Annotated in this window: 17 protein-coding genes; 8 read left to right on the top strand and 9 right to left on the bottom strand. The window is 30.5% G+C overall.

The genetic code is table 11. The features are described 5' to 3' along the window. Positions 1 to 13: 13 nt before the first annotated feature. Positions 14 to 3,457 carry a T9SS type A sorting domain-containing protein gene (locus H518_RS0101830; protein ID WP_028887496.1) on the bottom strand — a complete coding sequence of 1,148 codons (3,444 nt, stop codon included), beginning with the start codon at positions 3,455 to 3,457 and terminating at the stop codon, positions 14 to 16. 254 nt (positions 3,458 to 3,711) lie between these two features. Here H518_RS0101830 and H518_RS0101825 point away from each other — a divergent pair, with 254 nt between their 5' ends. Continuing rightward, positions 3,712 to 4,710, top strand: coding sequence for an SAM-dependent methyltransferase (locus H518_RS0101825; RefSeq protein ID WP_028887495.1), 999 nt, complete (start codon positions 3,712 to 3,714; stop codon positions 4,708 to 4,710). A gap of 38 nt (positions 4,711 to 4,748) precedes the next feature. On the opposite strand, the gene H518_RS0101820 is transcribed toward H518_RS0101825, so the two are convergent. The 3 genes from H518_RS0101820 to trkA all read right to left on the bottom strand — a co-directional run bounded on the left by H518_RS0101820 (position 4,749) and on the right by trkA (position 8,674). Then, positions 4,749 to 5,315 carry a phage tail protein gene (locus H518_RS0101820; protein ID WP_028887494.1) on the bottom strand — a complete coding sequence of 189 codons (567 nt, stop codon included), beginning with the start codon at positions 5,313 to 5,315 and terminating at the stop codon, positions 4,749 to 4,751. Between the two features lie 513 nt (positions 5,316 to 5,828). Further along, positions 5,829 to 7,328, bottom strand: coding sequence for a TrkH family potassium uptake protein (locus H518_RS0101815; protein WP_028887493.1), 1,500 nt, complete (start codon positions 7,326 to 7,328; stop codon positions 5,829 to 5,831). After that, positions 7,328 to 8,674, bottom strand: coding sequence for a Trk system potassium transporter TrkA (gene trkA / locus H518_RS0101810; RefSeq protein ID WP_028887492.1), 1,347 nt, complete (start codon positions 8,672 to 8,674; stop codon positions 7,328 to 7,330). Before trkA ends, H518_RS0101815 begins: the two co-directional genes overlap by 1 nt. A 96-nt stretch (positions 8,675 to 8,770) precedes the next feature. Here trkA and radC point away from each other — a divergent pair, with 96 nt between their 5' ends. The 6 genes from radC (at position 8,771) to H518_RS19025 (ending at position 14,194) form a co-directional block, all read left to right on the top strand. Then, positions 8,771 to 9,457 (top strand): RadC family protein, encoded by a 687-nt coding sequence (gene radC, locus H518_RS0101805; RefSeq protein WP_028887491.1) that lies wholly within the window; start codon positions 8,771 to 8,773, stop codon positions 9,455 to 9,457. Positions 9,458 to 9,545: 88 nt separating this feature from the next. Continuing rightward, positions 9,546 to 10,793 carry a polysaccharide deacetylase family protein gene (locus H518_RS0101800; protein WP_240472483.1) on the top strand — a complete coding sequence of 416 codons (1,248 nt, stop codon included), beginning with the start codon at positions 9,546 to 9,548 and terminating at the stop codon, positions 10,791 to 10,793. A gap of 29 nt (positions 10,794 to 10,822) precedes the next feature. Beyond that, positions 10,823 to 11,500, top strand: a complete 678-nt coding sequence (locus tag H518_RS0101795) for a YjjG family noncanonical pyrimidine nucleotidase (protein ID WP_028887489.1) — start codon at positions 10,823 to 10,825, stop codon at positions 11,498 to 11,500. 21 nt (positions 11,501 to 11,521) lie between these two features. Continuing rightward, positions 11,522 to 12,067, top strand: coding sequence for a hypothetical protein (locus H518_RS0101790; protein WP_028887488.1), 546 nt, complete (start codon positions 11,522 to 11,524; stop codon positions 12,065 to 12,067). Continuing rightward, on the top strand, positions 12,067 to 13,446 hold the full coding sequence (locus tag H518_RS0101785) for a DUF5723 family protein (RefSeq protein ID WP_028887487.1): 1,380 nt from the start codon (positions 12,067 to 12,069) through the stop codon (positions 13,444 to 13,446). Before H518_RS0101790 ends, H518_RS0101785 begins: the two co-directional genes overlap by 1 nt. A gap of 1 nt (position 13,447) precedes the next feature. Continuing rightward, the gene (locus H518_RS19025; RefSeq protein ID WP_051263629.1) at positions 13,448 to 14,194 is read left to right on the top strand and encodes a hypothetical protein; all 747 of its coding nucleotides are present in this window, start codon (positions 13,448 to 13,450) and stop codon (positions 14,192 to 14,194) included. A gap of 37 nt (positions 14,195 to 14,231) precedes the next feature. On the opposite strand, the gene H518_RS0101775 is transcribed toward H518_RS19025, so the two are convergent. Beyond that, positions 14,232 to 15,503, bottom strand: coding sequence for a replication-associated recombination protein A (locus tag H518_RS0101775; protein WP_028887486.1), 1,272 nt, complete (start codon positions 15,501 to 15,503; stop codon positions 14,232 to 14,234). Between the two features lie 76 nt (positions 15,504 to 15,579). On the opposite strand from H518_RS0101775, the gene H518_RS0101770 reads away from it, so the two are divergent. Further along, a complete protein-coding gene (locus tag H518_RS0101770) occupies positions 15,580 to 16,281 on the top strand; it encodes a rhomboid family intramembrane serine protease (protein ID WP_028887485.1) in 702 nt (233 codons plus the stop codon). Positions 16,282 to 16,319: 38 nt separating this feature from the next. Here the strand turns inward: H518_RS0101770 and rlmB are convergent, their stop codons facing one another. The 4 genes from rlmB to H518_RS0101750 all read right to left on the bottom strand — a co-directional run bounded on the left by rlmB (position 16,320) and on the right by H518_RS0101750 (position 23,635). Continuing rightward, a complete protein-coding gene (gene rlmB / locus H518_RS0101765) occupies positions 16,320 to 17,057 on the bottom strand; it encodes a 23S rRNA (guanosine(2251)-2'-O)-methyltransferase RlmB (protein ID WP_028887484.1) in 738 nt (245 codons plus the stop codon). A gap of 122 nt (positions 17,058 to 17,179) precedes the next feature. Continuing rightward, positions 17,180 to 18,700 carry a RagB/SusD family nutrient uptake outer membrane protein gene (locus H518_RS0101760; RefSeq protein ID WP_043706347.1) on the bottom strand — a complete coding sequence of 507 codons (1,521 nt, stop codon included), beginning with the start codon at positions 18,698 to 18,700 and terminating at the stop codon, positions 17,180 to 17,182. A 22-nt stretch (positions 18,701 to 18,722) separates the two neighbouring features. Beyond that, positions 18,723 to 22,001, bottom strand: coding sequence for a SusC/RagA family TonB-linked outer membrane protein (locus H518_RS0101755; RefSeq protein WP_028887482.1), 3,279 nt, complete (start codon positions 21,999 to 22,001; stop codon positions 18,723 to 18,725). A gap of 200 nt (positions 22,002 to 22,201) precedes the next feature. After that, positions 22,202 to 23,635, bottom strand: a complete 1,434-nt coding sequence (locus tag H518_RS0101750) for a SusD/RagB family nutrient-binding outer membrane lipoprotein (protein WP_028887481.1) — start codon at positions 23,633 to 23,635, stop codon at positions 22,202 to 22,204. Between the last annotated feature and the right edge of the window lie 5 nt (positions 23,636 to 23,640).

Below are 23,640 nucleotides of genomic sequence, written 5' to 3'. Positions count from 1 at the left end.
AAGCTATATTGTATTATTCTAAAATAATTTTTTTACTAATTTTACCTAAACTAGAGTTTAATTCAACAATGTAAACTCCTGCAGCAGTTTTAGGTAACTGAATTACATGAACTCCTGTTGATTTAAGTTCAGTACTAATCACTTTTTTACCTAAAATTGAATACACATTTACGGAAGCTTTATCTGTTTGTAAACCAGCAACAGTTAAGCTATTATTAGCCGATTTATAAATGCTTACATTTTGTAAATCTTTTGTAATATCAATATCTTCTAAGTTCTTTGCACTTGTGTGAATGTAGAATTGACCAGTACCTTTAGAATCACTTTTTAAAGTTACTGAATGATTTTCTTTAGAAATATTGACTAAAGTATTATTAAATTTATCTTCTAAAAATACATTAGTATTATCTGGTAGATTTTGTGCTTTTACAGAAAAGGTAATTTTCTTACCAGCTTCAGCAATTAAACCTACAGGTATAACCATTGTTTCAAGATTTTGATTCGGTAAAGTTTGAATCGCTAATTTTTTACCTTTGCTATCAGAAACTAATTCAGTATATACTTTGAATTTGTAATCTGTACCTCCAAACATCTTAGAATCGTATCCATTATCAAAACCAGTAGTTTTATTATCAGCATAAAATACTTTAGTAGCACTCTTATTAGTTCCTTCTTCTACAGATAATTCAAAAGTAGATTTTGGAGCTTCTCTCATAAATGTGTCAGTATTTTGATGACTTCTATTGGCAGTTGCAAAGGTTATAGCACCGTTAGTTGAAGCTTCTATAAAAAATGCTTGTCCTGGAGCAACTTCTATAGGACTAGCGTTATTGTATGTTACATACGCTGTTCCATTCCATAACCAAATAGTTTCTTCAGTTAAAACTCCTGTGTTTGTAGTTGCAAACGTTGCAGAATTTATAAAGGCAGTAAATGGATTACCAAGTAAGTTGAAATTTGTAACAGTTCCTGTTGATACACCAAATATTACGTTAGAAGTGTTTAAAGCAGTACCTGTAGAAGATATATCACCTGCAGTAGCTAATTGTACCGATATTCCTATTCCTGGAATTATATTACCTGTACTACTTGCGTTTACATATGCCCATTGAGAAGCATTACTATTTTCATAAAGACCAATACCGATATTACCAGGAGCAGTACCTGTTGCAAAAGTATTATTTGCTATTACATTTTGTAATGTTTCATTTGCAATAGGTGAAGAAACTAAATACCAATCACCTGTTGTAGGTAAGTTTCTTTTATAAGTAACAGCACCTGTTGTTGTACTATTAGGAATAAAACTTGCTCCAGAGTTAATTGTTAATGAATTAAATGTTACAGCAGAGCTAGCTGTTGGATACATCATTAAACCACTAGGAATAACTACATCAGCTGTTGCAGTAGGTACAGAATTTAAGTCCCAATTTGAAGTTGTACCCCAATCATTGTTAGTGGTTCCTGTCCAAGTATAAACGGGAGGTGTATTGTCTACTACAAAAGTATTGTTGTTTGTTCCTGTTGGTGTTAAATTTGTTAATGCATTACCTGAAGCATCAGCAATGTTTTGACCACCAGCAAATCCTAAAGTAACAGTTGCATTTAATCCAGCTAAATCACCACCTGAAGCAGTTACTCGATAGACATTTCCACTTGGGTTAGTTACCGAAGCAATTGTTCCTGTAGTTCCACTTACAGTGAAATCTGAAGCATCTACATTCGCTACTGCTCCATTAAAAGTTACATCCCATACTAAAGCATCTGCATTTGTTGGGCTTGTTGTAGGACTCTGACGAGCAATACTATTAATAAGTGGTTGAGTATTATCTATTACAAAAGTATTATTATTGGTACCTGTTGGCGTTAAATTAGTTAATGCATTGCCTGAAGCATCCGCAATGTTTTGACCACCAGCAAATCCTAAAGTAACGGTCGCATTTAATCCAGCTAAATCTCCACCTGAAGCAGTTACTCGATAGACATTTCCACTTGGGTTAGTTACCGAAGCAATTGTACCTGTAGTTCCAATTACTGCAAAATCCGCTGCATCCACATTCGCTACTGCTTGATCAAAAGTAACATCCCATACCAAAGCATCTGCATTTGTTGGGCTAGTAGTTGGGCTCTGGCGAGCTATACTGTTGATACGTGGTGCAGTATTATTTACTACAAAAGTATTGTTATTTGTACCTGTAGGCGTTAAATTAGTTAATGTATTACCTGAAGCATCCGCAATATTTTGACCACCAGCAAATCCTAAAGTAACAGTTGCATTTAATCCAGCTAAATCTCCACCTGAAGCAGTTACTCGATAGACATTTCCACTTGGGTTAGTTACCGAAGTAATTGTACCTGTAGTTCCAATTACTGCAAAATCAGCTGCATCCACATTCGCTACTGCTTGATCAAAAGTCATATCCCATACTAAAGCATCTGCATTTGTTGGGCTTGTTGTAGGGCTTTGACGAGCAATACTACTAATAAGTGGTGCTTGATTATCTAATACGAAAGTATTGTTGTTTGTTCCTGTTGGTGTTAAATTAGTTAATGCATTACCTGAAATATCTGTAATGTTTTGTCCGCCTGCAAATCCTAAGGTAATTGTACTGTTTACTGAAGCAAGGTCTCCTCCCGAAAGGGTAACATCATATATTGCGTTTGAACCAACTACGCCTATTGAAACTCCTGAAGCACCAGTAATAGTAAAATCAGCAGCTCCTACACCTTGAACATTTTCATCAAAGGTAATTCTAAATGTTAATGCATCTGCATTAGTTGGGCTTGTAGCTGGTGTTTGACGAACAATACTTGTAATACGAGGTGCAGTTGCATCAACAGGAGCAAGTGCCCAAGTTAATGCATCTAATGCTAAATAATCAGCATTACCTGTTGCTGAAATAATTAACTCATCAATATTATTATTAGAGTTATCTGTCCCTCCTTCAGAAGAAAAGTCTATAAAAGTAAAACCATTATTAGGGGTGAAATCCGCCCCATTAATAATTCCTGAACTTTTTGTTATTGTGTAAATGGTAGTTCCGTCTTTTTTTCCAGTAAAAGTTAACGTTGTTGAAGCAGGACCATTGACAGCTCTATTAGAAACAAATAAATACAAACTTTTAATTGTTATATCGGTTCCGTCGGTAGTTTTAATTGTGAAAGAAGAGCCATCATTATTTCCAGGGCTTCCTCCAGTATTATCAATAAAATTATTGTCACCAGAAGTTCCGTTCCATCCACCACCAGCAAAAGTTTCTATATCATAGGTAGTTTCACCAGAGCCATCAATAATCGTAAAAGCTTGTCCGTTATCTGAAAATGTTTTTAGGCCAACAGTTTCATCTTCAAAAGCTTCTGTAGTTTGTGCACTTGTTTTTAAGCTTACTAAGCTTAAAAACAACAACACTGCAAATACAGGAAGATGTTTAAATGTTAAAAAAGTAGTTTTTTGTGTCATTTGCTTTGTTTTTTAAGTAGTTAACTGTCAAATATATGCTTTTATTTAATCAAAATTCAAACTTATGTATATTTGTTATAAAAAGAGGTATAAATGTGATTCTTGGTGTTATGAGCGTTTTCTACATTGATTTTTTAGGTATAAAAAGACTTTATTTTTAGTTAAAACATTTTTTTTGTTAACTTTTATTAATACTTTGTTTAGGTAGTCTTAAAAAAGTGGACTAAATTATTAATGTCAATTAAATTTTAATAATGAATATTAAAGAAAATTTAAATGAAATAACTAAATTGTTACTTGCATCAAAAACTGAAAAAGAAGAAATTAACTCGGTTAAGTTGTTATCTTGTTTTTATGAAAACATTTTTAGAAAAGTTTCATCCGAAGAATTAAATAAGACAAAGTTAGAAGTTAATGGGGGGATTGCTCTATCGCCTAGACACGCTAAAGATTGTTTGTATGATTATATTAGAACAGCTCGTTTTATTAAAGGAGTTTATAAAGCTATTAATAGTACGAAGGAGAAATTTGTTGATGAAGTACTAGAGGTTGTGTATGCGGGGTGTGGACCTTTAGGGACTTTAATAATACCTTTATTGTCTTATTATGATTCAAAAAAAATAAGAATTGTATTAATTGATATACATGAGGCGTCAATGATTTCAGTAAAGAAAATTATTAAGTATTTAAATTATGAAAAATATATAAAAGAGTATTGCTTAACAGATGCAACGAAATATGTACACAATAAAAAAGACTCATTGCATGTTGTGATAACTGAAACAATGGATAAAGCTTTAATTAACGAACCTCAAATTTCAATAACACAAAACTTAGTTGCACAACTATCTGAAGGAGGTGTTTTAGTTCCTGAAGAAATTAAATTGTCAACTAGAAATTCTTTTTTAGCTAAAGAAAATTGTTTTGGTAATAATGTAGTTCTTGATGAAGAATATATTAACGATAAAGAATTTAAAGGTTTATTTTCGATAACCAAAAATATTAAAAAAACTAAAAATGAATTTAGCTTTGAATCAGATTATATTGTTTTTGATAAATATTTTGAAAAAACTCCTGATATTTGTATTTATACTGAAATAAGAGTTTTTGATGATGTTTATATTGGTAAAGGAGAATCGTTAATAACAAATCCTTATTGCGTTAAGTCTTTATATTCAGTGAATGAATCATCATATAAGTTAGGTTATGTCACAAAAAAAATCCCTAAATGGAATGTGAAAAACACTCAGTAATTTTAAAATTATTGAGTGTTTTGTTATTATTTAAGATCTTAATTTCTTGAAGGGAAAACTCCTTGTAAAGCAATAATATAATTTGTAGTTAAATAAGGCTGCATAATATTATGCGCTTGATTACCACCGTTATTTAAAACAGTAACACTGTTTGAAGTAGGGTTTAAAGAAATATCTGGTGTAACATCATTGAACCCCATTGTAGAATCAAACCCTCTACCTCCAGGTGAGCCTGGAGTCGCAATTGACGAATTTGTCGTTGCAGTTGCTTTAGTCGAATCTTGTGAACTTACTTTCATGCTGTTTTGAGTAAGGTGATTATGTGAAGGCATTTCAAGAGTTGTTAGAGTATGAACTTCTTGTCCGCTTCTTGATCCTAACCTACGATCAGATAATCCTGGTCCACGACCTGAACTAATTGCAGCTCTACCACGTAAATCTGGTAAAGCAAAAGTTGTTCTTCCGTCTCCTCCGTAAATTGTCCCTAAAATTGAAAATAAAGCAGAGTATTGCGAAATTGGTAATAATTGACCTTCACATAATGCCCAGCCTCTTGGTGCAAAATTCCCACCGAATAATACGATTTGTCCTAAAAATGGATCCATAGTAGTTAATGTTTAGTAGTTAATGTTTCGTTTTACAGTTTAATAAAAAAAGCATTAAACAATTAGTGTAAATATTTGTTTTTAACTTTAAATCAATTACTTACGGGCTATTTGAATATATTTACTTTTATTAAGTTCTCTTTTCAAAGATAACAAGAGGCTTTGTTTTTTCTTGTAAAGAACACTTAAATGGGGGAGATTGAGGTTTAAGTGTTTCTTTTTTAGGAATAGGTGTAGACTCTTATATTTTGTTCTCAATACAAAGAAAATTTTTTTAAGTGATTAATTTTAATTTTTGTGAAGTTTGAGGCTTTTTTTGTGAAGTTGAATTTTGTCTAATTTTTTAGTCATCTAAAAATTAGATAAAATATAACATTACTAGAAAGTTATTTTAGAATAAATGTATTCTGTTTTTTGTCTAAAAAACACCTAAAATTATATAGTCGCTGTAAAGTATTTACGATTTCTGTAAAATGGAGGTAGGAGAAGTTAAAAAACTTAAGGAAAGGAAGGTTAATTTTTACGCCAAAAAAATGGAGTGAATAAAATTAATACTGTAAAAAGTTCTAAACGACCAATTAACATTAAAAAAGAGCAAAACCATTTAGCTCCTGTAGATAAGTGATTAAAATTATTAACAGGACTTACGCTACCTAATGCAGGACCAATATTACCTAGAGAAGAGGCACAAGCGCCTAGAGCAGAATAAAAGTCTAATCCCAAAAAAGCAAGTGTTACTGTACCTATAACAAAAATTAACATGTATAAAACAAAGAAAGAAAGTATGTTGAATATAATGGTTTGTTTTACAGCTTTACCATCATAACGAACAGGAATAATGGCATTAGGGTGTAATGATTTTTTAAATTCTAAAAAACTGCTTTTTAGCATTACAATGTGTCTAACAATTTTTACGCCACCAGATGTAGAACCAGCTGAACCACCTAAGAAAAATAAAGAAAAGAAAATTGCGGTTACAAAAAAGCTCCACATAGTGAAATCGGCTGTAACAAAACCAGTAGTGGTAATTACAGATATTACAGAAAAAAGAGAATGTCTTATAGCACTTTCAACTTTACCATAAACCATTGGGTGTTTAATAGTGGTGTGTAATAAAGGATCTTGATAAAAAATAATCATTGTCGCTACAACAGCTGATATAATTAAGGTACCAAATAAATAATATTTAAACTCTTCACTTTGTATTACTTTTCTTATTTTTCCTTTTAAAGCAAAGTAAGTAAGTACGAAGTTTGTACCAGCAATAAACATAAAAAATATGATAATATATTGTATCATAGGAGCTCCATTCCAATGAGCAACACTTGCATTTTTAGTCGAAAAACCACCAGTACTAACAGTAGCCATTGCATGATTAAGAGCATCAAACCAGTTCATACCCGCTACTTTTAATAGCAAAAACTGAACAATAGTTAGTAATACATAAATTTGCCACAATCGTTTAGCAGTATCTGTAATACGCGGGTGTAATTTATCTGTGGATGGCCCAGGAGCTTCAGCCATAAATAGTTGCATTCCACCAATACCTAATAAAGGTAAGATTGCTATGGTAAGTACTATAATACCCATACCACCAATCCAATGAGTAGCGCTACGCCAAAATAAAATTCCTTTAGGCATAGACTCTATATCTGTTAGGATAGATGATCCTGTAGTTGAATAACCTGAAATAGTTTCGAAAAAGGCATTTGTTGTTGAGGGAATACTACCAGATAAAAGATATGGGAGCATTCCTGTAATTGATAATATTAACCAACCTAAAGTTACAATAAGATAACCTTCTTTTTTTTGAATTTTTTTATTATCAGGCTTATTAAAAAAGTAAAGAATTAAACCTATAGCAATTGTAATAATACCTGCGCTTAAAATACCCCATTTAGAAGGTTCATCATAATAAAAGCTAAAAGGTAATGAAAGCCACATAAATAGCCCATTAAGAATAGCTGTTATTCCTAAAAAACGATAAATTAGTTTTAGATTAAGATTCTCCATTAGTTGAACAAATCTTCTACAATTGATATTGCTTCAGGTAAACAAAAAACAATTGCTTTGTCACCACTTTGTAATTGAAAATTACCAAAAGACATATGAGGTTTTCCATCTCTTATAACACCACCAAATACAGCCTCTCTAGGAAAACGTAATTCTTTAATTGGTTTTAATGTTACTTTAGCTCTTTCTTGTACCTCAAATTCAAAAACTTCAGCATCAATATTATGTAAGTTCGCTAAAGCTAAAATTTCTCCTTTACGTATATGGCGAAAAATATTACTAGCAGCGATTAATTTTTTATTAATAAGTGTATCAATACCAATAGTTTGAGAAATATTAATGTAATCCATATTTTCAACTAAAGCAACCGTTTTTTTAACACCCTTCGATTTTGCAACTAAACAAGACATAATATTTGTTTCAGAATCGCCAGTAACAGCAATAAAGGCATCCATCTCTCTAATGTTTTCTTCCTCTAAGAGCTCTAAGTTTCTACCATCGCCATGAATGACTAAAGTATCTATTAGGTCTTCAGCAAGATTTAATGCTTTTTCTCTTTTACGTTCAATTAATTTTACTTTAAAATTATCTTTGCAAAGACTTCTAGATGTTTTTCGACCAATACTACTACCTCCAAGAATCATTACATTCTTAATTTCTACTTGTTCTTTCCCAATAATGGGGTGTAATTTATCTATACTATAACTTGGTACAGAGAAATAAACTTGGTCGTTTATTTTATAGGTTGTGTCTCCACGAGGAATAATAGTTTGAGCAATTCCTTCACGTTTTATTGCAATCGTAATAAAATCGACTAGACTAAATTTTTCTTTAGCTTCCTTAACTGTTAAATCTAATATTGGAGATTTATACCCGAGAGTTGTTCCCATAATATTAAATACACCGTTTTCGAAAGCAACAGTATCATTAAAAGAAGATTGATTTAAAAGTAATTTTATTTCTTCTGCAGCTAAGGCTTCAGGAGAAATCATGAAATCTACTCCAAAATCTTTAAAATTAATACAATCATTCTTTAAAAACTCTGGATTATTAATTCTTGCGATGGTTTTTTTTACACCTAAAGCTTTTCCTATTACTGATATTGTGAAATTTGTATTTTGACTTTCAGTAACAGCTAATAATAAATCAGCAGAATCAACACCTATTTCTTTTAACAAGTTTATAGAAGTAGCATCACCTTTTTTAGTAATAACGTCTAAGTGATTGTTAATGTAATTTAGCTTTTCGCCATCGAAATCGATCACATAAGTATCTTGTGACTCGTAAGAAAGGAGTTTAGCCAAATGAAAACCTACGTCTCCAGCACCGGCTATAATAATCTTCATGTTTAAAGTTGGAAATGATAGAGTACAAAGATACTATCCTTCTTTGGGATGTGCAAAAAATGAATTATATTTATCTAAAAATTTGATACAAAAGCTATGAAAAAGATATCAATTAAAACGTGGGCGTTAGATGATAGACCGCGAGAAAAACTAATGCTTAAAGGTAATACAGCTTTGTCTGATGCTGAATTAGTAGCAATACTTATTAGTTCAGGTAATAGAGAAGAAAGTGCTGTAGCCCTGTCTAAGAGAGTTTTATTATCAGTAAATAATGATTTGAATGAACTAGCCAAATTATCTATAGAAGAGTTAATGAAATTTAAAGGAATAGGTGAAGCAAAAGCAATTTCGATAGTTACAGCTTTAGAATTTGGTAAAAGAAGGCAGTATGAAGAAAGAAATGCAATTTCGAAAATAAAAAGCTCGTTAGATGTCTCACAAATTATACAACCATTAATTGGTGATTTGCAACATGAAGAGTTTTGGGTACTCTATTTAAATAATTCGAATAAAGTATTAGCAAAACGACAATTAAGTAAAGGAGGTTTTACAGCAACAGTAGTTGATATAAGATTATTATATAAAGAAGCTTTAAAATTATCAGCAATAGGTATTGTAGTGTGCCATAACCATCCATCTGGCAAACTAGAACCCAGCACTTCAGATATCGAGTTAACAAAAAAAATAAAAAAAGCAGGTGTTACACTTGATATAAAACTTCTAGATCATTTAATAATTACCGAAAAATCGTATTTTAGCTTTGCAGATAAAGGCATTTTATAGTCGTTTATATTTTGCAACTACTATTTAGCCTATGATACTTATTTACACCCATAAAGTTACACCTCGTATTCGTTATGTTTTTAAACATATGTTTACACGAATATTACAAATTCAGATAAAATTTACAGGTAAAGTTGAAGACTTTGTAGCTTATAACGGGCCTAAGTTTTCATATACAAATGTAGCTTTAGGAAAAGAATTCTTTGTTAAAAGTAATGAGTTGTTATTTGAGCAAGGGGTTAAAGACTTTCAGATTGATGTTAAAAAGTGGGATGGCGTTCCTTGTTTTTTTGAAATAGAAGAACAATCAGAAATTCCTTTTGATATTTTTGCTGCAAGTTTTTATTTGATCTCTAGATATGAGGAATATTTACAGCAAAAAAAAGATAGTCATGAGCGATTCTCAGCTACTGAAAGTGTTGCTTTTAAAAATGGTTTTTTAGAGAAACCAGTAGTTGATATTTGGGCATATAAGTTTTTAGAAACGTTAAAAATTAAGTTTCCGACTTATGAGCATTCTACAAGAAAATATCAATATATTTCTACAATTGATGTAGACAATGCTTTTGCTTATAAATACAAAAGTTTTGTGCGAACTATTGGTGGTTTTTTAAAAGATATAATGCATTTAAAAATAGTAACGGTTTGGGATCGATTTGCAGTGCTTTTTAATATAAAGAAAGACCCTTTTAATACTTTTAAATCTATTATTGAATTAAAAAAAATATATGAAGTTAGAACTATTTTTTTCTTTTTAATAGGTGATTATACTACTTTTGATACGAATGTGTCTGCTTCTAAAAGTAAGTTTAAACTACTAATAAAAGATATGGTAGATTATGCTCGAGTAGGTTTACATCCGTCATACTATACAATGCATAATAATTTATTATTAAAAAAAGAAAAAGAACGTTTAGAGAATATTATTAATATGCCGATAAGACGTTCTAGGCAGCACTATTTAAGATTTTCATTACCTGAAACATATCAGAATTTAATTGATTTAGAAATAGAAGAAGATTATTCTATGGGATATGCTAGTCATACAGGTTTTAGAGCAAGTACTTGTTCTCCTTTTTATTTTTATGATTTAGATTTTGAAATTCAAACCCCTTTAAAGATATTTCCATTTGCATTAGTTGATACTACTTTAAATGATTATATGAAACTAACACCTAAGCAATCTTTAGGTAAAATTAGGGATTTAAGAAACGAAGTTAAGGCTGTAAATGGAGCCTTTATAACCGTTTTTCACAACGAAAGTTTAAGTAATTATCAACGATGGAAAGGGTGGAAGCGAGTGTATAGTTCTATGTTGAAAATTGTTAGAAATTAATTCTTTTAAACTAATAAAATTATAAGAAAATGAATATAAAACACGTGTTTTTTGATTTAGACCATACTCTTTGGGATTTTGACAAAAATTCGAAATTAACTTTTCAAGAAATTTTCGAAGAACAAAAAATTCAATTAGAAATAAATAAGTTTTTAAAAGTTTACATGCCTATCAATCTTAAATACTGGAGATTATTTAGAGAAGATAAAATCTCTAAATCCGATTTAAGATTTAATAGATTAAAAGAGGTTTTTGTAGCTTTAAATTATAATGCATCTGATGATTTAATTATTAAAATTTCTGAAGATTATATTAAATATTTACCAAAATATAACTATTTGTTTGAAGGGACTATTGAAGTTTTAGGGTATTTAAAAGATAAATATCAATTGCATATTATTACAAATGGTTTTGAGGAAGTTCAAAAATTAAAGATTAAAAATTCAGGAATAGATACATATTTTAACGAAATAATTACTTCAGAATCTTTAGGGAGTAAAAAACCAAATCCAGAAATTTTTGAATTTGCTTTAATGAAGGCAAAAGCAATACCACAAAATTCTATAATGATAGGAGATAGTTATGAAGCAGACATTATAGGGGCATTAAATGCTAATATGTTAGCAATTCATTTTTCAAATGAAGTAAAAGCTCAATCAGGTGTATTAAGTATTCAATCACTACTAGAGTTAAAGCAATTTTTGTAAAATTTAAACGTTCGGATATTTATGGTCAATAAACATTTTTTTATATTATTTTTAAGTGTTTTTTTATGTGTTTCTTGTGTTAAAGATCTTGATTTTAATCAAGTTGAAGATATCGAATTAACACCTACTATGTTATCAGCATTAGTAAATATAGATATTAAGCAATCGTCTATTGTTAATGCTATTGGTGTTGAGAATACTGAATTTGTTGATGTATCAAGGTTTGATATTTTTTCTAACTCAGTATTTGAAAAAGTAGAAAGAATGGTTGTTAATTTTGATATTACAAATCCATTTAATAGAAATTTCACATTATTATTAACTTTTTATGATGATAATGATGCTGTTACTTATCAATTTCCGTTAATAACAATACCTAAAGATGTTACTAATTATGAGTTTTCACATGAAATCATTATAGCAAATTCATCATCGATATTAAGTTCAAAGAAATTGAATTCAACAATAAAGTTATTGCCAAGTATAGATGGGACAATAATTGATATAAATGATAATAAAACATTTAAAATTAACTCTTCAGGGATTTTTTATTTTAAAATTAATTAATGAAAAAATACTTTACATTTTTATTTATTATAGGTTTTTTTCTGCCAAAAACCTGCTTTTCTCAAAATAAACAAATTTTATATGGGTTTGATGAAATACCTCAAACTTTGTTGTTAAACCCAGGTGTAAATATGAATCAAAAATTTCATATCGGAATTCCTGTTTTGTCAGGTCTTTCTTTTCAAGCGGGAGCTACAGGGTTTACAATAGCAGATTTATTTAGAGATAACAATATTGATTTTACAACAAAACTTTTTAATATAATCGATAAAACCAGTACAGATGATTATATACAAGTGCATTCACAAATAGAAGTTTTAAATGCAGGATATCAGTTAAATAAAAGAGATTATTTAAGTTTTGGTTTTTACACAGAGTTAGATGCTTTTATGAGTATGCCAAAGGATGTTTTAATTTTACTGAGAGATGGTAATAGTGCTCATTTAAATAGGAATTTTTTGTTATCTGAAACAAATCTTAAAACTGAAGCTATTGGTGTTCTACATGCAGGAATATCTAGAACAATAAATGAAAAATTTACAATAGGGGCTAGGATAAAAATCTATTCAGGAATCGTTAATGCCACATTTACAGAAAATACAGGTTCTTTTAGAACAACCTTAAATGATAATAATGAATACACTCATCATCTAAATAATATTAATGCAGCTATACAAAGTTCTGGATTTTATGATGAAAATGATAAAATACTAAAGGGAAGCGATTTAATTGGGAGATCATTCTTAGGAGGTAATTTGGGTTTGGGTTTTGATATAGGGTTTACATATAAATTAGATAGTAAAACTGAAATTACAGCGAGTTTATTAGATATTGGTTTTATAAATTATTCTAAAGATGTTTTAAATTCAGAAATAAATGGAGATTATACTTTTTCTGGAATTGATTTTCAATATGATGGAGTAACTAATGATTATTGGCAAAATTTAAATGATGATTTTAAAAGTAAAGTACCATCTACTAAAAACAGAGAATCTTATAGTGTTATGCGGCCAATAAAACTTAATAGTTCATATAAATATAGTTGGGGGAAGAGTAGAAATGAAGAGAGTTGTAGCGATATGAGTTATAAAAGTTTTTATAATAACGCTTTAGGTGTACAATTGTTTTCTGTTTTTAGACCTACAGGACCTAAAATGGCTTTAACCAGTTTTTACGAAAGAAAATTATCAGATAAATTCAGTACAAAATTTACGTATACTATAGATGATTTCTCATATGCTAATATTGGAGTGGGGGTATCAACAAGAATAGGGAAAGTGAATGTTTATGGCATGTTAGATAATTTACTTAAAATAAACGATATTGCTAACTCAAACAGTGTGTCTTTTCAATTTGGAATAAATTTAATATATAATTAAAATGAAGAAAATATTTTTTGTCTTATTGATGTTAACAACATCAATATTTTCACAAAAACAGGTGAATAAATATAAATACGTTATTGTACCTAATAAATTTGATTTTGTTAAAGAAAAAGATAAATATCAAACAAGTTCATTAACCAAATTTTTATTTAATAAATATGGCTTTAATACTTTTCTGGCAGATGAAAATTTACCTGTAGATTTAGTAAACAATAAATGTTTAGCTTTATTTGGAACGGTAAAGAATAATTCAAGTTTATTTACAACAAAAACAATTGTAGAGTTACGTAACTGTTCAGGTAAAATAATATACTCATCTAAAGAAGGTAAGAGTAAAGAAAAAGATTACAAAAAAGCATATCATGAAGCAATCCGAAACTCATTTGAGTCTATAAAAAAAATAAAATATAAGTATCAACCTGTTGTGGGGACTTCTATTAAAAAAGAGATTAAAAACATAAATAAAGCTGTAAAATTAAAGGTTATTAGTGATCGTAAAAAGATAACTAAAAATAAAAAAGATGCAAATGTAATTAGTTTATATGCACAGCCAACTGTAAACGGATTTCAATTAGTAAATACAAAACCAGAAGTTGTTTTTCAAATATTAAAAACGAGTGTTGAAGATGTTTTTATTTTAAAAAATAAAAAAGGAATATTATATAAAGATAATAATATTTGGGTTGTAGAATTTTATTCAAAAGGTATTAAGTTCATCGAAAAATATCAAATTAAATTTTAAAAAGTAGATTTAAAAAGAGGGTGATAAGCCCTCTTTTTTAGTAATTATATTTATCCTTCCAACGTTGTTTTAATAAATCTCTAAACTGATTTTCACGAGCATTGTTACCAGGCTCATATAATTTCGTGTTTTTAATTTCATCAGGTAAAAATTCTTGATTCACAAAATTACCTTTGTAATTATGTGAATATTGGTAATCTTTACCGTAATCTAAATCTTTCATTAATTTTGTTGGAGCATTCCTCAAGTGCAATGGTATTGACAAATCACCAGTTGTTCTTACTAAATTTTGAGCTTCACCAATAGCCATATAAGAAGCATTACTTTTTGCAGAATTGGCTAAATAAATAGCACATTGACTTAATATAATCCTAGATTCAGGATTTCCTATTACAGCAACTGACTGAAATGTAGTATTAGCCATTATAAGAGCAGTAGGGTTTGCATTACCTATATCTTCAGAAGCGGCAATAAGCATCCTCCTGGCAATAAATTTTACATCTTCACCACCTTCAATCATTCTTGCTAACCAGTATACTGCGGCATTGGGATCACTACCTCTAATTGATTTTATAAAAGCTGATACAATATCATAGTGTTGTTCTCCAGTTTTATCATAACGAACTGTGTTATTCTGAATTTTTGATAGTACAAGCTCATTTGTAACTTCAATTTTATTATCCGCAGCTACTAAAAGTTCAAAAATGTTTAATAGTTTACGAGCATCGCCACCGGATACTTGTAGTAAGGCATCAGTTTCTTTTAATTTAATTTCTTTTTTTGAAATAAACTCATCTTTCTTCATCGCTCTATGTAACAATGCTATTAAATCATTTTTATCAAAAGAATTTAAAATGTACACTTGACAGCGAGAGAGTAGGGCAGGTATAACCTCAAAACTCGGGTTTTCAGTAGTTGCACCAATTAAAGTTACCCAACCTTTTTCTACTGCACCTAACAAGGAGTCTTGTTGCGACTTGCTAAAACGATGAATTTCATCAATAAACAAAATTGGGTTTTTTTGAGTGAACAATCCACCACTCTTCTTGGCTTTTTCAATTACTTCACGAACATCTTTTACCCCAGAACTTATAGCGCTTAAAGTATAAAATGGACGGCCAGATTCATTAGCAATAATATTAGCTAAAGTAGTTTTTCCGATTCCTGGAGGTCCCCAAAGTATTAAAGAAGGAATTATTCCTTGTTTTATGTGATTCGTTAAAATTCCGTTTTCACCCACTAAGTGTTGTTGACTAATGTAGTCTGATAAATGTAGAGGACGTATTCTTTCTGCCAAAGGTTGATTCATGCCGTAAAAATAGAAAAGATTTATGACAGATGTTCCGAAAATATTGTTTGGATTTATTTTTGTTATTTTATGATTGATGAAAACAAATAATCAATTAAAATTTTCGAACAGTATTTTTCTATTTCCATTCATTGCTGTCTTCCTAATATGGTTTATTTATTGGGTAGAAATTAAGTTTGGATTTAACTTTAATAAGTTTGGGATTTCCCCGAGGAAAGTAAGTGGAATATTTGGAGTGTTTAGCTCGCCGTTTATACATGGTGATACAAATCATTTATTTAATAATTCTATCCCTTTATTTGTACTATCTACTTGCCTTTTTTATTTTTATAAAAAGGTAGCAGTTAAAGTTTTGGTATACGGTGGTTTACTTACTGGTGTTTTAACTTGGTGTATAGCAAGAGAGTCTTATCATATTGGTGCAAGTGGAATTGTATATTTGCTTTTTAGTTTTGTTTTTTTTAGTGGTTTGATTAAAAAACATTATAGATTAGTTTCCGTTTCTTTAATTACAATATTTTTATACGGAAGTATGATTTGGTATGTTTTACCAATAAAAGAGGGAATGTCGTGGGAGGGACATTTGTCAGGATTAATTACAGGTATTATTTTATCCTTCTTGTATAGAAAAAACGGAATTGTAAAAGAGAAATATGAATTTTCAAAAACAGAATTCGATGAAATGTTTGATGAGAACGGTAATTATATGCCTCCAGTAATATTGGAAGAAGATGAATTACCTGAATTAAATTATAAATATTTTTATAAAGAAGAGTAATAAAAAATCCTGCGTAAAGCAGGATTTTATTTTAGATATTATTGTCTTTGTCTTATTGTCTCATATAAAAATACACCACAAGCAACCGAAACATTTAAAGATTCAATTTCTCCTAATAAAGGAAGTTTAGCTTTATAGTCGGCCATTTTTAAGACAGAGTTACTTACTCCTTTATGTTCAGAACCCATTATAATAGCGATAGGTTGATTAAAATCTACATCATACACATTGTCTTCGGTTTTCTCAGTAGCAGCAACAAATTTAACACCTGCAGCTTGCAATTGAAACATAGCATCTTTAATATGATCTACCTTGCAAATAGGCATTTTAAAAGCTGCACCAGCAGAAGTTTTTATTGTTTCTGCATTTACAGGAGCACTACCACTTTTTTGAATAATTATACCATCTACACCAGTACATTCTGCTGTTCTAATAATAGCACCAAAGTTTCTTACGTCTGATACTTGATCTAATAATAAAAATAAAGGTGTTTTATCAGATTCTAAAGTAGTTTCAATTAATGTTTCTAAATCATGAAAGTTTATTGGAGAAATTTTAGCTACCGCACCTTGGTGATTACTATGTTTAGATAAACGATCTAATTTTTCAGTAGGTACAACACTTGTTGATATTTTATTTTTCTTTAATAATTTATCTAGTTCAAAAAATAAATCTCCTCTAAGTCCTTTTTGTAAATATACTTTATTAAGTGAAGCATCACTTTCAATAGCTTCAATTATTGCTCTAATACCAAAAATAGTCGTGTTTTCTTCCATGCTGCAAATGTAGTTGAAATTATGATATAAAAAAACCACCTCGTTAGAGGTGGTTTACTTTATTTAAAATTGTCCTTCCTAATACAGTGTTATTATTTCAGGACGGTACAAACAAAGTGAATTTATTGATTTTGATCATTTAAGAAAGGATTGTTCTGAATTTCATCTTGTGGAATTTCAAAAGTCATTTTTTCTTCATTATACATCATCGATTCATTAGCTAAAAATAAATGGTTAGAGCCTCTATTTACATTAGCTTTATTACGTTTTAAAGCTAAATAACTTTTTCCTTCACCCCATAATTCAATACGAGTTTGTAAGTAAATTTCATCTTGTAATGCTTGACCAGATAACGCATCGATATAAGATGCATCCGGTATTCTGTTTTGCATTACTGCTTTTAAACTAGTTCTTGCAGCTCCATCATTTCCTGATTTTGCATTTGCTTCAGCATTTAATAAATATGCCTCTTCAATACGCATGTATACATAATCTGCTGTAAGACCAGTTGAAGGACCAGAGCCATAGGCGAAAGCATTGGCAGCATCAATATCCCAATAAAATTTTCTTAATGGTTGTAAGTATCTACCACTTGTAGCATCACCATGAAACTGACCTTTTCTTGCGTCATTAGCAGCTATTTTATTATATAAACTTAGGTCCATAGCTTTGAAATCACCAGCCCATCCATAACTGAATGAGAAAGCATCAATTTGTCCCCACCAAGAAACTAATCCTAAGCTATTTTCAGCGACAATATCAATTCCCCACATCCAGCTGTTATCAGTAACATCATTAAAACCATCTGTAAGATCAGAAATAGGTTTAATTGCATGATTTCCTGAATTAATAGCATTTTGTGACATTGTAGCCATCTTAGGGTAATCAGTACCTCTAGCTCCTAATACATATGCATAAATAGTTTGTGCAATGTCTTTATTTACTTGGTTCTTAGCTGTGCGATTAAAACCATCTAGTAAGCTAATTGCATCAGTTAAATCTTTCTCCATCAAGTCATAAACTTCAGCAGCAGTAGATTTTGGTAAGTTTTTACCAGGTGCGGTTGGCATCGGTAAAATAGCTTCAGCAGCATTGTATTCTTTTTGGTAGTATTGAGCTAAGTAAAAGAATGAATGTGCTCTCATTGCTTTAGCCTGCCCCATAGCATATTTATCAGCTGCTTTTTCAGGAACGATATCGTTACCACCTAAACTTTCAATTATTGTATTTGCAGATCTAATGATTCTATAATAATATCTCCATATTATTCTATTTTCACCACGAATGAAATTTTGTGTTGCATCAAGTTGTGCTATACGATTATACCAACGAAAATTTGAAGCTGTCAAAGCCATATCTCCAGATGTAATATCTCCATAAATATCATGAGATTTTTGCCCGAAATCGGCTTGTGAATCAGAACCACCACTACCTACTTGTATCATTTGTGCATACATACCATTAACAAATGCGGTAGGTATATCTGAGTTTGTATTTGCACCGAATGCCAACTGAGAAGCAGTAACAAACTGAGTAGGTTGACTTTCTCCTGTAGTACCACTATTATCTAATAATTCATCAGCACAGCTATAAGATAAAGCCATAGCACTTAGTGCTAATGAAATTTTTATTATTTTTTTCATGATTAATTTAATTTAATAAAATTTAAAATTTAACTCTTACTCCTAATGTTACCGTTGTAGCTGGAGCGTATATTCTACGAGCAGAACTACCTGTTTCTGTAGTAGCAGGATTAAAACCATTTCTTTTTGTATTACTGAAAAGGTTATCTCCAGACATCCAAAAACTTAATGTATTAATTCCTGATCCAGACATAAAGTTTTTTGGTACAGTATAACCAATTCTTGCATTGTTTAATGCTATAAAATCAGTACTTGTTATGAAACGAGAAGAAGCAGATGCAATATTTGCTACAAGTGGATCATTATTAGCTAAAACAGGGACATTTGTGATATCACCAGGTTTTTGCCATCTATTTCTAATATCTACATGGTAGTTATTATTACCAGACATTAATTCAGCGTATGTATTATCATAAGCATAACCACCTACACTATATGTAAATTGAGTAGAAAAATCAAAATTACTTAATTTACCAGATAATCTAAAAGCACCTCTTAAATCAGGTATTAATGATTTATTAAGAAAAACTTGAGTAGCATCAGAATATGTTTTTGTAACAGTTTTTTTAATATTAGCATTAGAAGCACTTTGTTGATATTCATATAATGAACTTGTACTACTAGCATCTCCATTTTCTAAAGTAGAAAAATCTTCTTCTCCAGCATCTAATACATCATTATTGTTTGCATCATTATAATATTGGTTCCATAAAGGAGAACCATCAGCAGGGTCTACACCAGCCCATTCTTGCATATAAAAATCGAACATAGAACGTCCTTTCGCAAAAGCATATCCACCATCTGTACTTGAGTTTGAATCAAGAACTTTTTGTAAACCAGTAGTAGAATCAAAAGGCATTGTTACCATTTCGTTGCTTAATGCCTCTCCGTTTAAAGTTAAATCTAATTTAAAGTTCTCTTTATTAATTAAATGACCTGTAAAGTCAAATTCAAAACCATTATACTTAACTTCTCCATCGTTTACTCGAATAGAAGAAAGTCCAGATGAAGGCCCTAATCGTTGATTAAAAAATAAGTTATCAGTATTTCTTTGGTAATAATCAAAATTAGCATCAAGGTACTTTCCAATACTTAATTCGATACCTGCTTGCATCATTGTTGTAGATTCCCAAGTTAAATTAGGGTCACCAGCTAAACTTAAATCAATAGCCAAACCACCAACAAAGTTTGTGTTAAAAGCATCAACACCTGAAGTAGTTGTAGCTCCATCTTGATCTCCAGTAACACCCCAAGAAGCTTTAGCTTTTAAATAAGTAATAAAACTATCTTGTAAAAAGTCTTCTTCACTTAATATCCAAGCAGCACCAAGAGACCCAAAAGTACCCCATTTTTCATTAACAAAACGAGAAGAACCATCAGTTCTTAAAGATCCTGTAAAAAAGTATTTTCCGTCATAGTTATAATTTAATTGACCAAAATAAGATTCTATTCCAGAACCATTAGCATAACCACTAGCCGCTCCACTAGCTTCTAAGTAGTTATTTAAATTAACTAAACCAGGAATAATAACATTTTGTTTAGTTACAGCATCTTGCTCAAACCTTCTTTCAAACGTTTCGTGTCCTGCTAGTGCTTCTACATTATGAATACCAAACGTTTTTTTATAACGTAAAATTTGATTAAAAGTTTGAGACCATCTAAGACGGTTTCTAACAAAAATGTTTCCATTAGTACCTGCAGCAGTACCATATGCGTGGTTTGTAATATTGTTTCTTTGCTCTATTGAATACTGTCCTCCAAATCGAGTTTCAAAACTTAACTCATCAGTTAATTTAAAATTAGCTGAAAAACTTCCATTTAATGAATGTGTATCAAAAAGATTAGAATCAAGTAAAGCAGAAGCAATTGGGTTTAATAAGTTTGAAATAGGTCTATCTCTTGTAAAACCATTTGTTGTACCCGTTGGAGCACCATAATCATATTGTGAGCCTCCAAAAATAGGGTCAGGAATTAAATCACCTGTATTTGGGAATCTTGCATAAACAGGGTAAATAGGCGCCATTTTATCAGCAAATTCAAAAACATTTTCAGCTCCAACTATTTGACCATTGTTAGTGCTTTCAGAATAAGCATAACCAACATTTACACCTACAGTTAACCAATCTTTAATGTCAGAATTAAGGTTAAGTCTTGTAGTATATCTTTTATAATCTGAATTTAAAGAATATCCACTATCATTAAGATAACCAAAAGAAGCAAAATATTTAGATTTTTCAGAACCGCCTCCCATACGTAAATTAGCTTCATGTCTTATACCTTTACCAAAAGCAAAATCAGAATATTTCTCAGGAGTAAAAAGACGTTGAACACCTGCTCTTACAGATTTTGTTGCTGGATCTATTAAAGCAGCAGAGTTAGGTACATTCCATAAATTATAGCCGTTACCCGCACCAACAGATGTAAATAAATTAGCATTAGCATCAGTTTCAGGATTAGCACTACCACCAATAACAGCTTCATTATATAATCCTTCCCAAGTATATCCAATATACTCTTCAGGAGAAGTAAGTACTTCATACCTAGGGATAACTTGCATGTTAACCCCTGTTTTAAAATCTACTTCTACATATGTATTGTCAGAAGATTTACTACCAGTTTTGGTTGTAATTAGTATAACACCATTCGCACCTCTAGAACCATATATAGCAGTTGCAGTTGCATCTTTTAATATGGTAGTATTTTTTACGTCAGACGGGTTTATTGAATTGATATCAAAATTACCTGCAAAAGGTATTCCATCAACCACATATAAAGGAGATCGGTTTCCAAGAGGAGAACCGTAACCTCTAATACGAACAGTACCTATAGATCCTGGTTGTCCAGAAGTATTAATTACTGTCACACCAGCAACTTCACCAGCTAAAGCTTGTGATATGTTTGAAAAAGATTTAGCCTCTAAATTCTCAGCTTTTACTACAGAGGCAGTACCAGCATAAGATTTTTTTGTTGTTGTACCATAACCAACAACAACTATCTCATCTAGTAAATTATCGTTTTCTAAGACTAAATTTATTTGATTAGAAAGACCAACAGTTTTTTCTATTGTTTTCATACCCACAAAACTAAAAACAAGTACATCACCTGTTTTTGATTTGATAGAATATCTACCATCAAAATCTGTTTCTGTACCACTTGTGGTACCTTTCTTTAATATAGTAACTCCAGGCAAGGGACCTGATTCGTCCGAAACAGTACCTGAGACTGTTTTGTCTTGTGCAAAGGATACTTGCACAAATAACGCCAGTAGTAGCGTTAAAATTCCATTAAACTTTGTTCTCATTGTGTAATTATTTGAATTAATTAATCGCTAAAGTCCTAATTTTATATTAAAAAAACAATTTTTTAACATAAAGTAGTTGATAATTTTTAATTCCGTTTAAAGAAACAAAAGAATATATACAGAAGATTTATGGTTTTTGCAAAAAAAAAAGGTGCTGCAGATTTTCTTTCTGCAGCACCTTTAAAGATTAAAATATTATTTTATTTAGCCCACCATATTTTTGTGTCTAAATTATCTGCTCCTTGTGCTGTAACAGCAGCATTATACTGAGTTTCATTTAGGGTTGGTGCACTTCCTGGATAAGCATGTCTTTGAGGTATATCTGAACCATTGATTGCATTAGATATGGTTGTTAAAATTGGTGCTACACCAATAGATTTATAACGTCTCCATTCTGCCCAAGATTCATAACCTTGCATATAAAGAGCAATTTGTTTTTGAGCTGCAATGTCAGATAAACCTGTGTAAGGGTGATTGTCTATATATGTTGTCGCATCAGTAGTAACTACTCCCCATTGATTCATTGAAGCTTGTATAGCATTTTTGTAAAATGCACTTGCGCTTCCGCTATACCATGATAGTGTAACTGCTTCTGCTTTTGCAAATTCAATTTGAGAATATGTAAAAAGCATACCAGGAGCTTCACTATTATTAATTATATCATCAGTTATAAAAGAAAAGTTAGCTGTGATGTTTTTAGCACTATAAATACCACCGGCATATTCTAAATTATTTGTTGATTTTTCAGCATATTTTTCTAGTCTAGGGTCTTCTGGAGCTGTAGAAGTTCCAGAGCCAATTAAAGAGTTGACAAAAGTATCTGCTAAAACATAGTCTTTTCTACTTTGAAATCTATCTTGCCATGGATTATCATTACTATCTTCAGTAAGGAATGTATAATAAATATTTTCATTGTTAGATGAAATAGCACCTGAAATTCCTTTGTTAAATTCTGCAGCGGCATATCCAGTTGAAGAAGGAACTTGTTTTGATATTCTTAAAGACATTATAACTCTAAGTGTGTTAGCAAATTTTCTCCATTTATTCATATCACCACCAAGTAATATATCTCCTGTAGGTCCATTTCCTGAGTCGATAAGAGATAATGCTTGGTCTATTTCAGAAAAACATCCTTTGTATATTTCTTCTTGAGTGTCATATTTAGGAAAGCTATTATTGATACCTTTCAAAGATTCAGTATATGGTAGCATACCCCATCTATCTGTCATACTCCAAAACATAAATGATCTCATTAACATTGAAACAGCTTTTTGATTATTTAATGAGCCATTAGCGCTAGCATCTGTACTTGTTGAAGCATCATTACATAGTTCAATAATCTTATTTAAATTAGTTAAAACATCAGCATATTCAGTGTTGTAACTGAAATTTAAACCTAAGTACCTCGATTCATCATTATAATCACCATTTGCCAAATATTGTACATAAAGGTTTGGTGTCGTAGCTGTTGTGTAAGTGCCTATGTACTTTTCTGCACTTGTTAATAAGGCAGATGTTGATGCAACAGAAGCTTTAGTAGGGTCGTTATTTATATCTTCAAAATCTACACTATTACATGATGTAATAGCTACGACTATTGTAGTTATAATTATTGTTTTTAAAATTTTTTTCATTTTTA

Origin of the sequence: Tenacibaculum ovolyticum DSM 18103 (genome assembly GCF_000430545.1) — a bacterium.
GTDB classification, from domain to species: Bacteria; Bacteroidota; Bacteroidia; order Flavobacteriales; family Flavobacteriaceae; genus Polaribacter; species Polaribacter ovolyticus.
The sequence above is the reverse complement of the archived record's forward strand: the minus strand, read 5'-3'. Positions and strand labels throughout refer to the sequence as shown.

What these genes read in the sequence shown, in the direction of transcription:
- H518_RS0101825 (WP_028887495.1), top strand. Translation starts at nt 3,712, where the DNA reads ATGAATATTAAAGAAAATTTAAATGAAATAACTAAATTGTTACTTGCA.
- H518_RS0101750 (WP_028887481.1), bottom strand. Translation starts at nt 23,635, where the DNA reads ATGAAAAAAATTTTAAAAACAATAATTATAACTACAATAGTCGTAGCT.
- H518_RS0101770 (WP_028887485.1), top strand. Translation starts at nt 15,580, where the DNA reads ATGAAAACAAATAATCAATTAAAATTTTCGAACAGTATTTTTCTATTT.
- H518_RS0101785 (WP_028887487.1), top strand. Translation starts at nt 12,067, where the DNA reads ATGAAAAAATACTTTACATTTTTATTTATTATAGGTTTTTTTCTGCCA.
- trkA (WP_028887492.1), bottom strand. Translation starts at nt 8,674, where the DNA reads ATGAAGATTATTATAGCCGGTGCTGGAGACGTAGGTTTTCATTTGGCT.
- rlmB (WP_028887484.1), bottom strand. Translation starts at nt 17,057, where the DNA reads ATGGAAGAAAACACGACTATTTTTGGTATTAGAGCAATAATTGAAGCT.
- H518_RS0101815 (WP_028887493.1), bottom strand. Translation starts at nt 7,328, where the DNA reads ATGGAGAATCTTAATCTAAAACTAATTTATCGTTTTTTAGGAATAACA.
- H518_RS0101820 (WP_028887494.1), bottom strand. Translation starts at nt 5,315, where the DNA reads ATGGATCCATTTTTAGGACAAATCGTATTATTCGGTGGGAATTTTGCA.
- H518_RS0101755 (WP_028887482.1), bottom strand. Translation starts at nt 22,001, where the DNA reads ATGAGAACAAAGTTTAATGGAATTTTAACGCTACTACTGGCGTTATTT.
- H518_RS0101800 (WP_240472483.1), top strand. Translation starts at nt 9,546, where the DNA reads ATGTTTACACGAATATTACAAATTCAGATAAAATTTACAGGTAAAGTT.
- H518_RS0101790 (WP_028887488.1), top strand. Translation starts at nt 11,522, where the DNA reads ATGGTCAATAAACATTTTTTTATATTATTTTTAAGTGTTTTTTTATGT.
- radC (WP_028887491.1), top strand. Translation starts at nt 8,771, where the DNA reads ATGAAAAAGATATCAATTAAAACGTGGGCGTTAGATGATAGACCGCGA.
- H518_RS0101830 (WP_028887496.1), bottom strand. Translation starts at nt 3,457, where the DNA reads ATGACACAAAAAACTACTTTTTTAACATTTAAACATCTTCCTGTATTT.
- H518_RS19025 (WP_051263629.1), top strand. Translation starts at nt 13,448, where the DNA reads ATGAAGAAAATATTTTTTGTCTTATTGATGTTAACAACATCAATATTT.
- H518_RS0101795 (WP_028887489.1), top strand. Translation starts at nt 10,823, where the DNA reads ATGAATATAAAACACGTGTTTTTTGATTTAGACCATACTCTTTGGGAT.
- H518_RS0101760 (WP_043706347.1), bottom strand. Translation starts at nt 18,700, where the DNA reads ATGAAAAAAATAATAAAAATTTCATTAGCACTAAGTGCTATGGCTTTA.
- H518_RS0101775 (WP_028887486.1), bottom strand. Translation starts at nt 15,503, where the DNA reads ATGAATCAACCTTTGGCAGAAAGAATACGTCCTCTACATTTATCAGAC.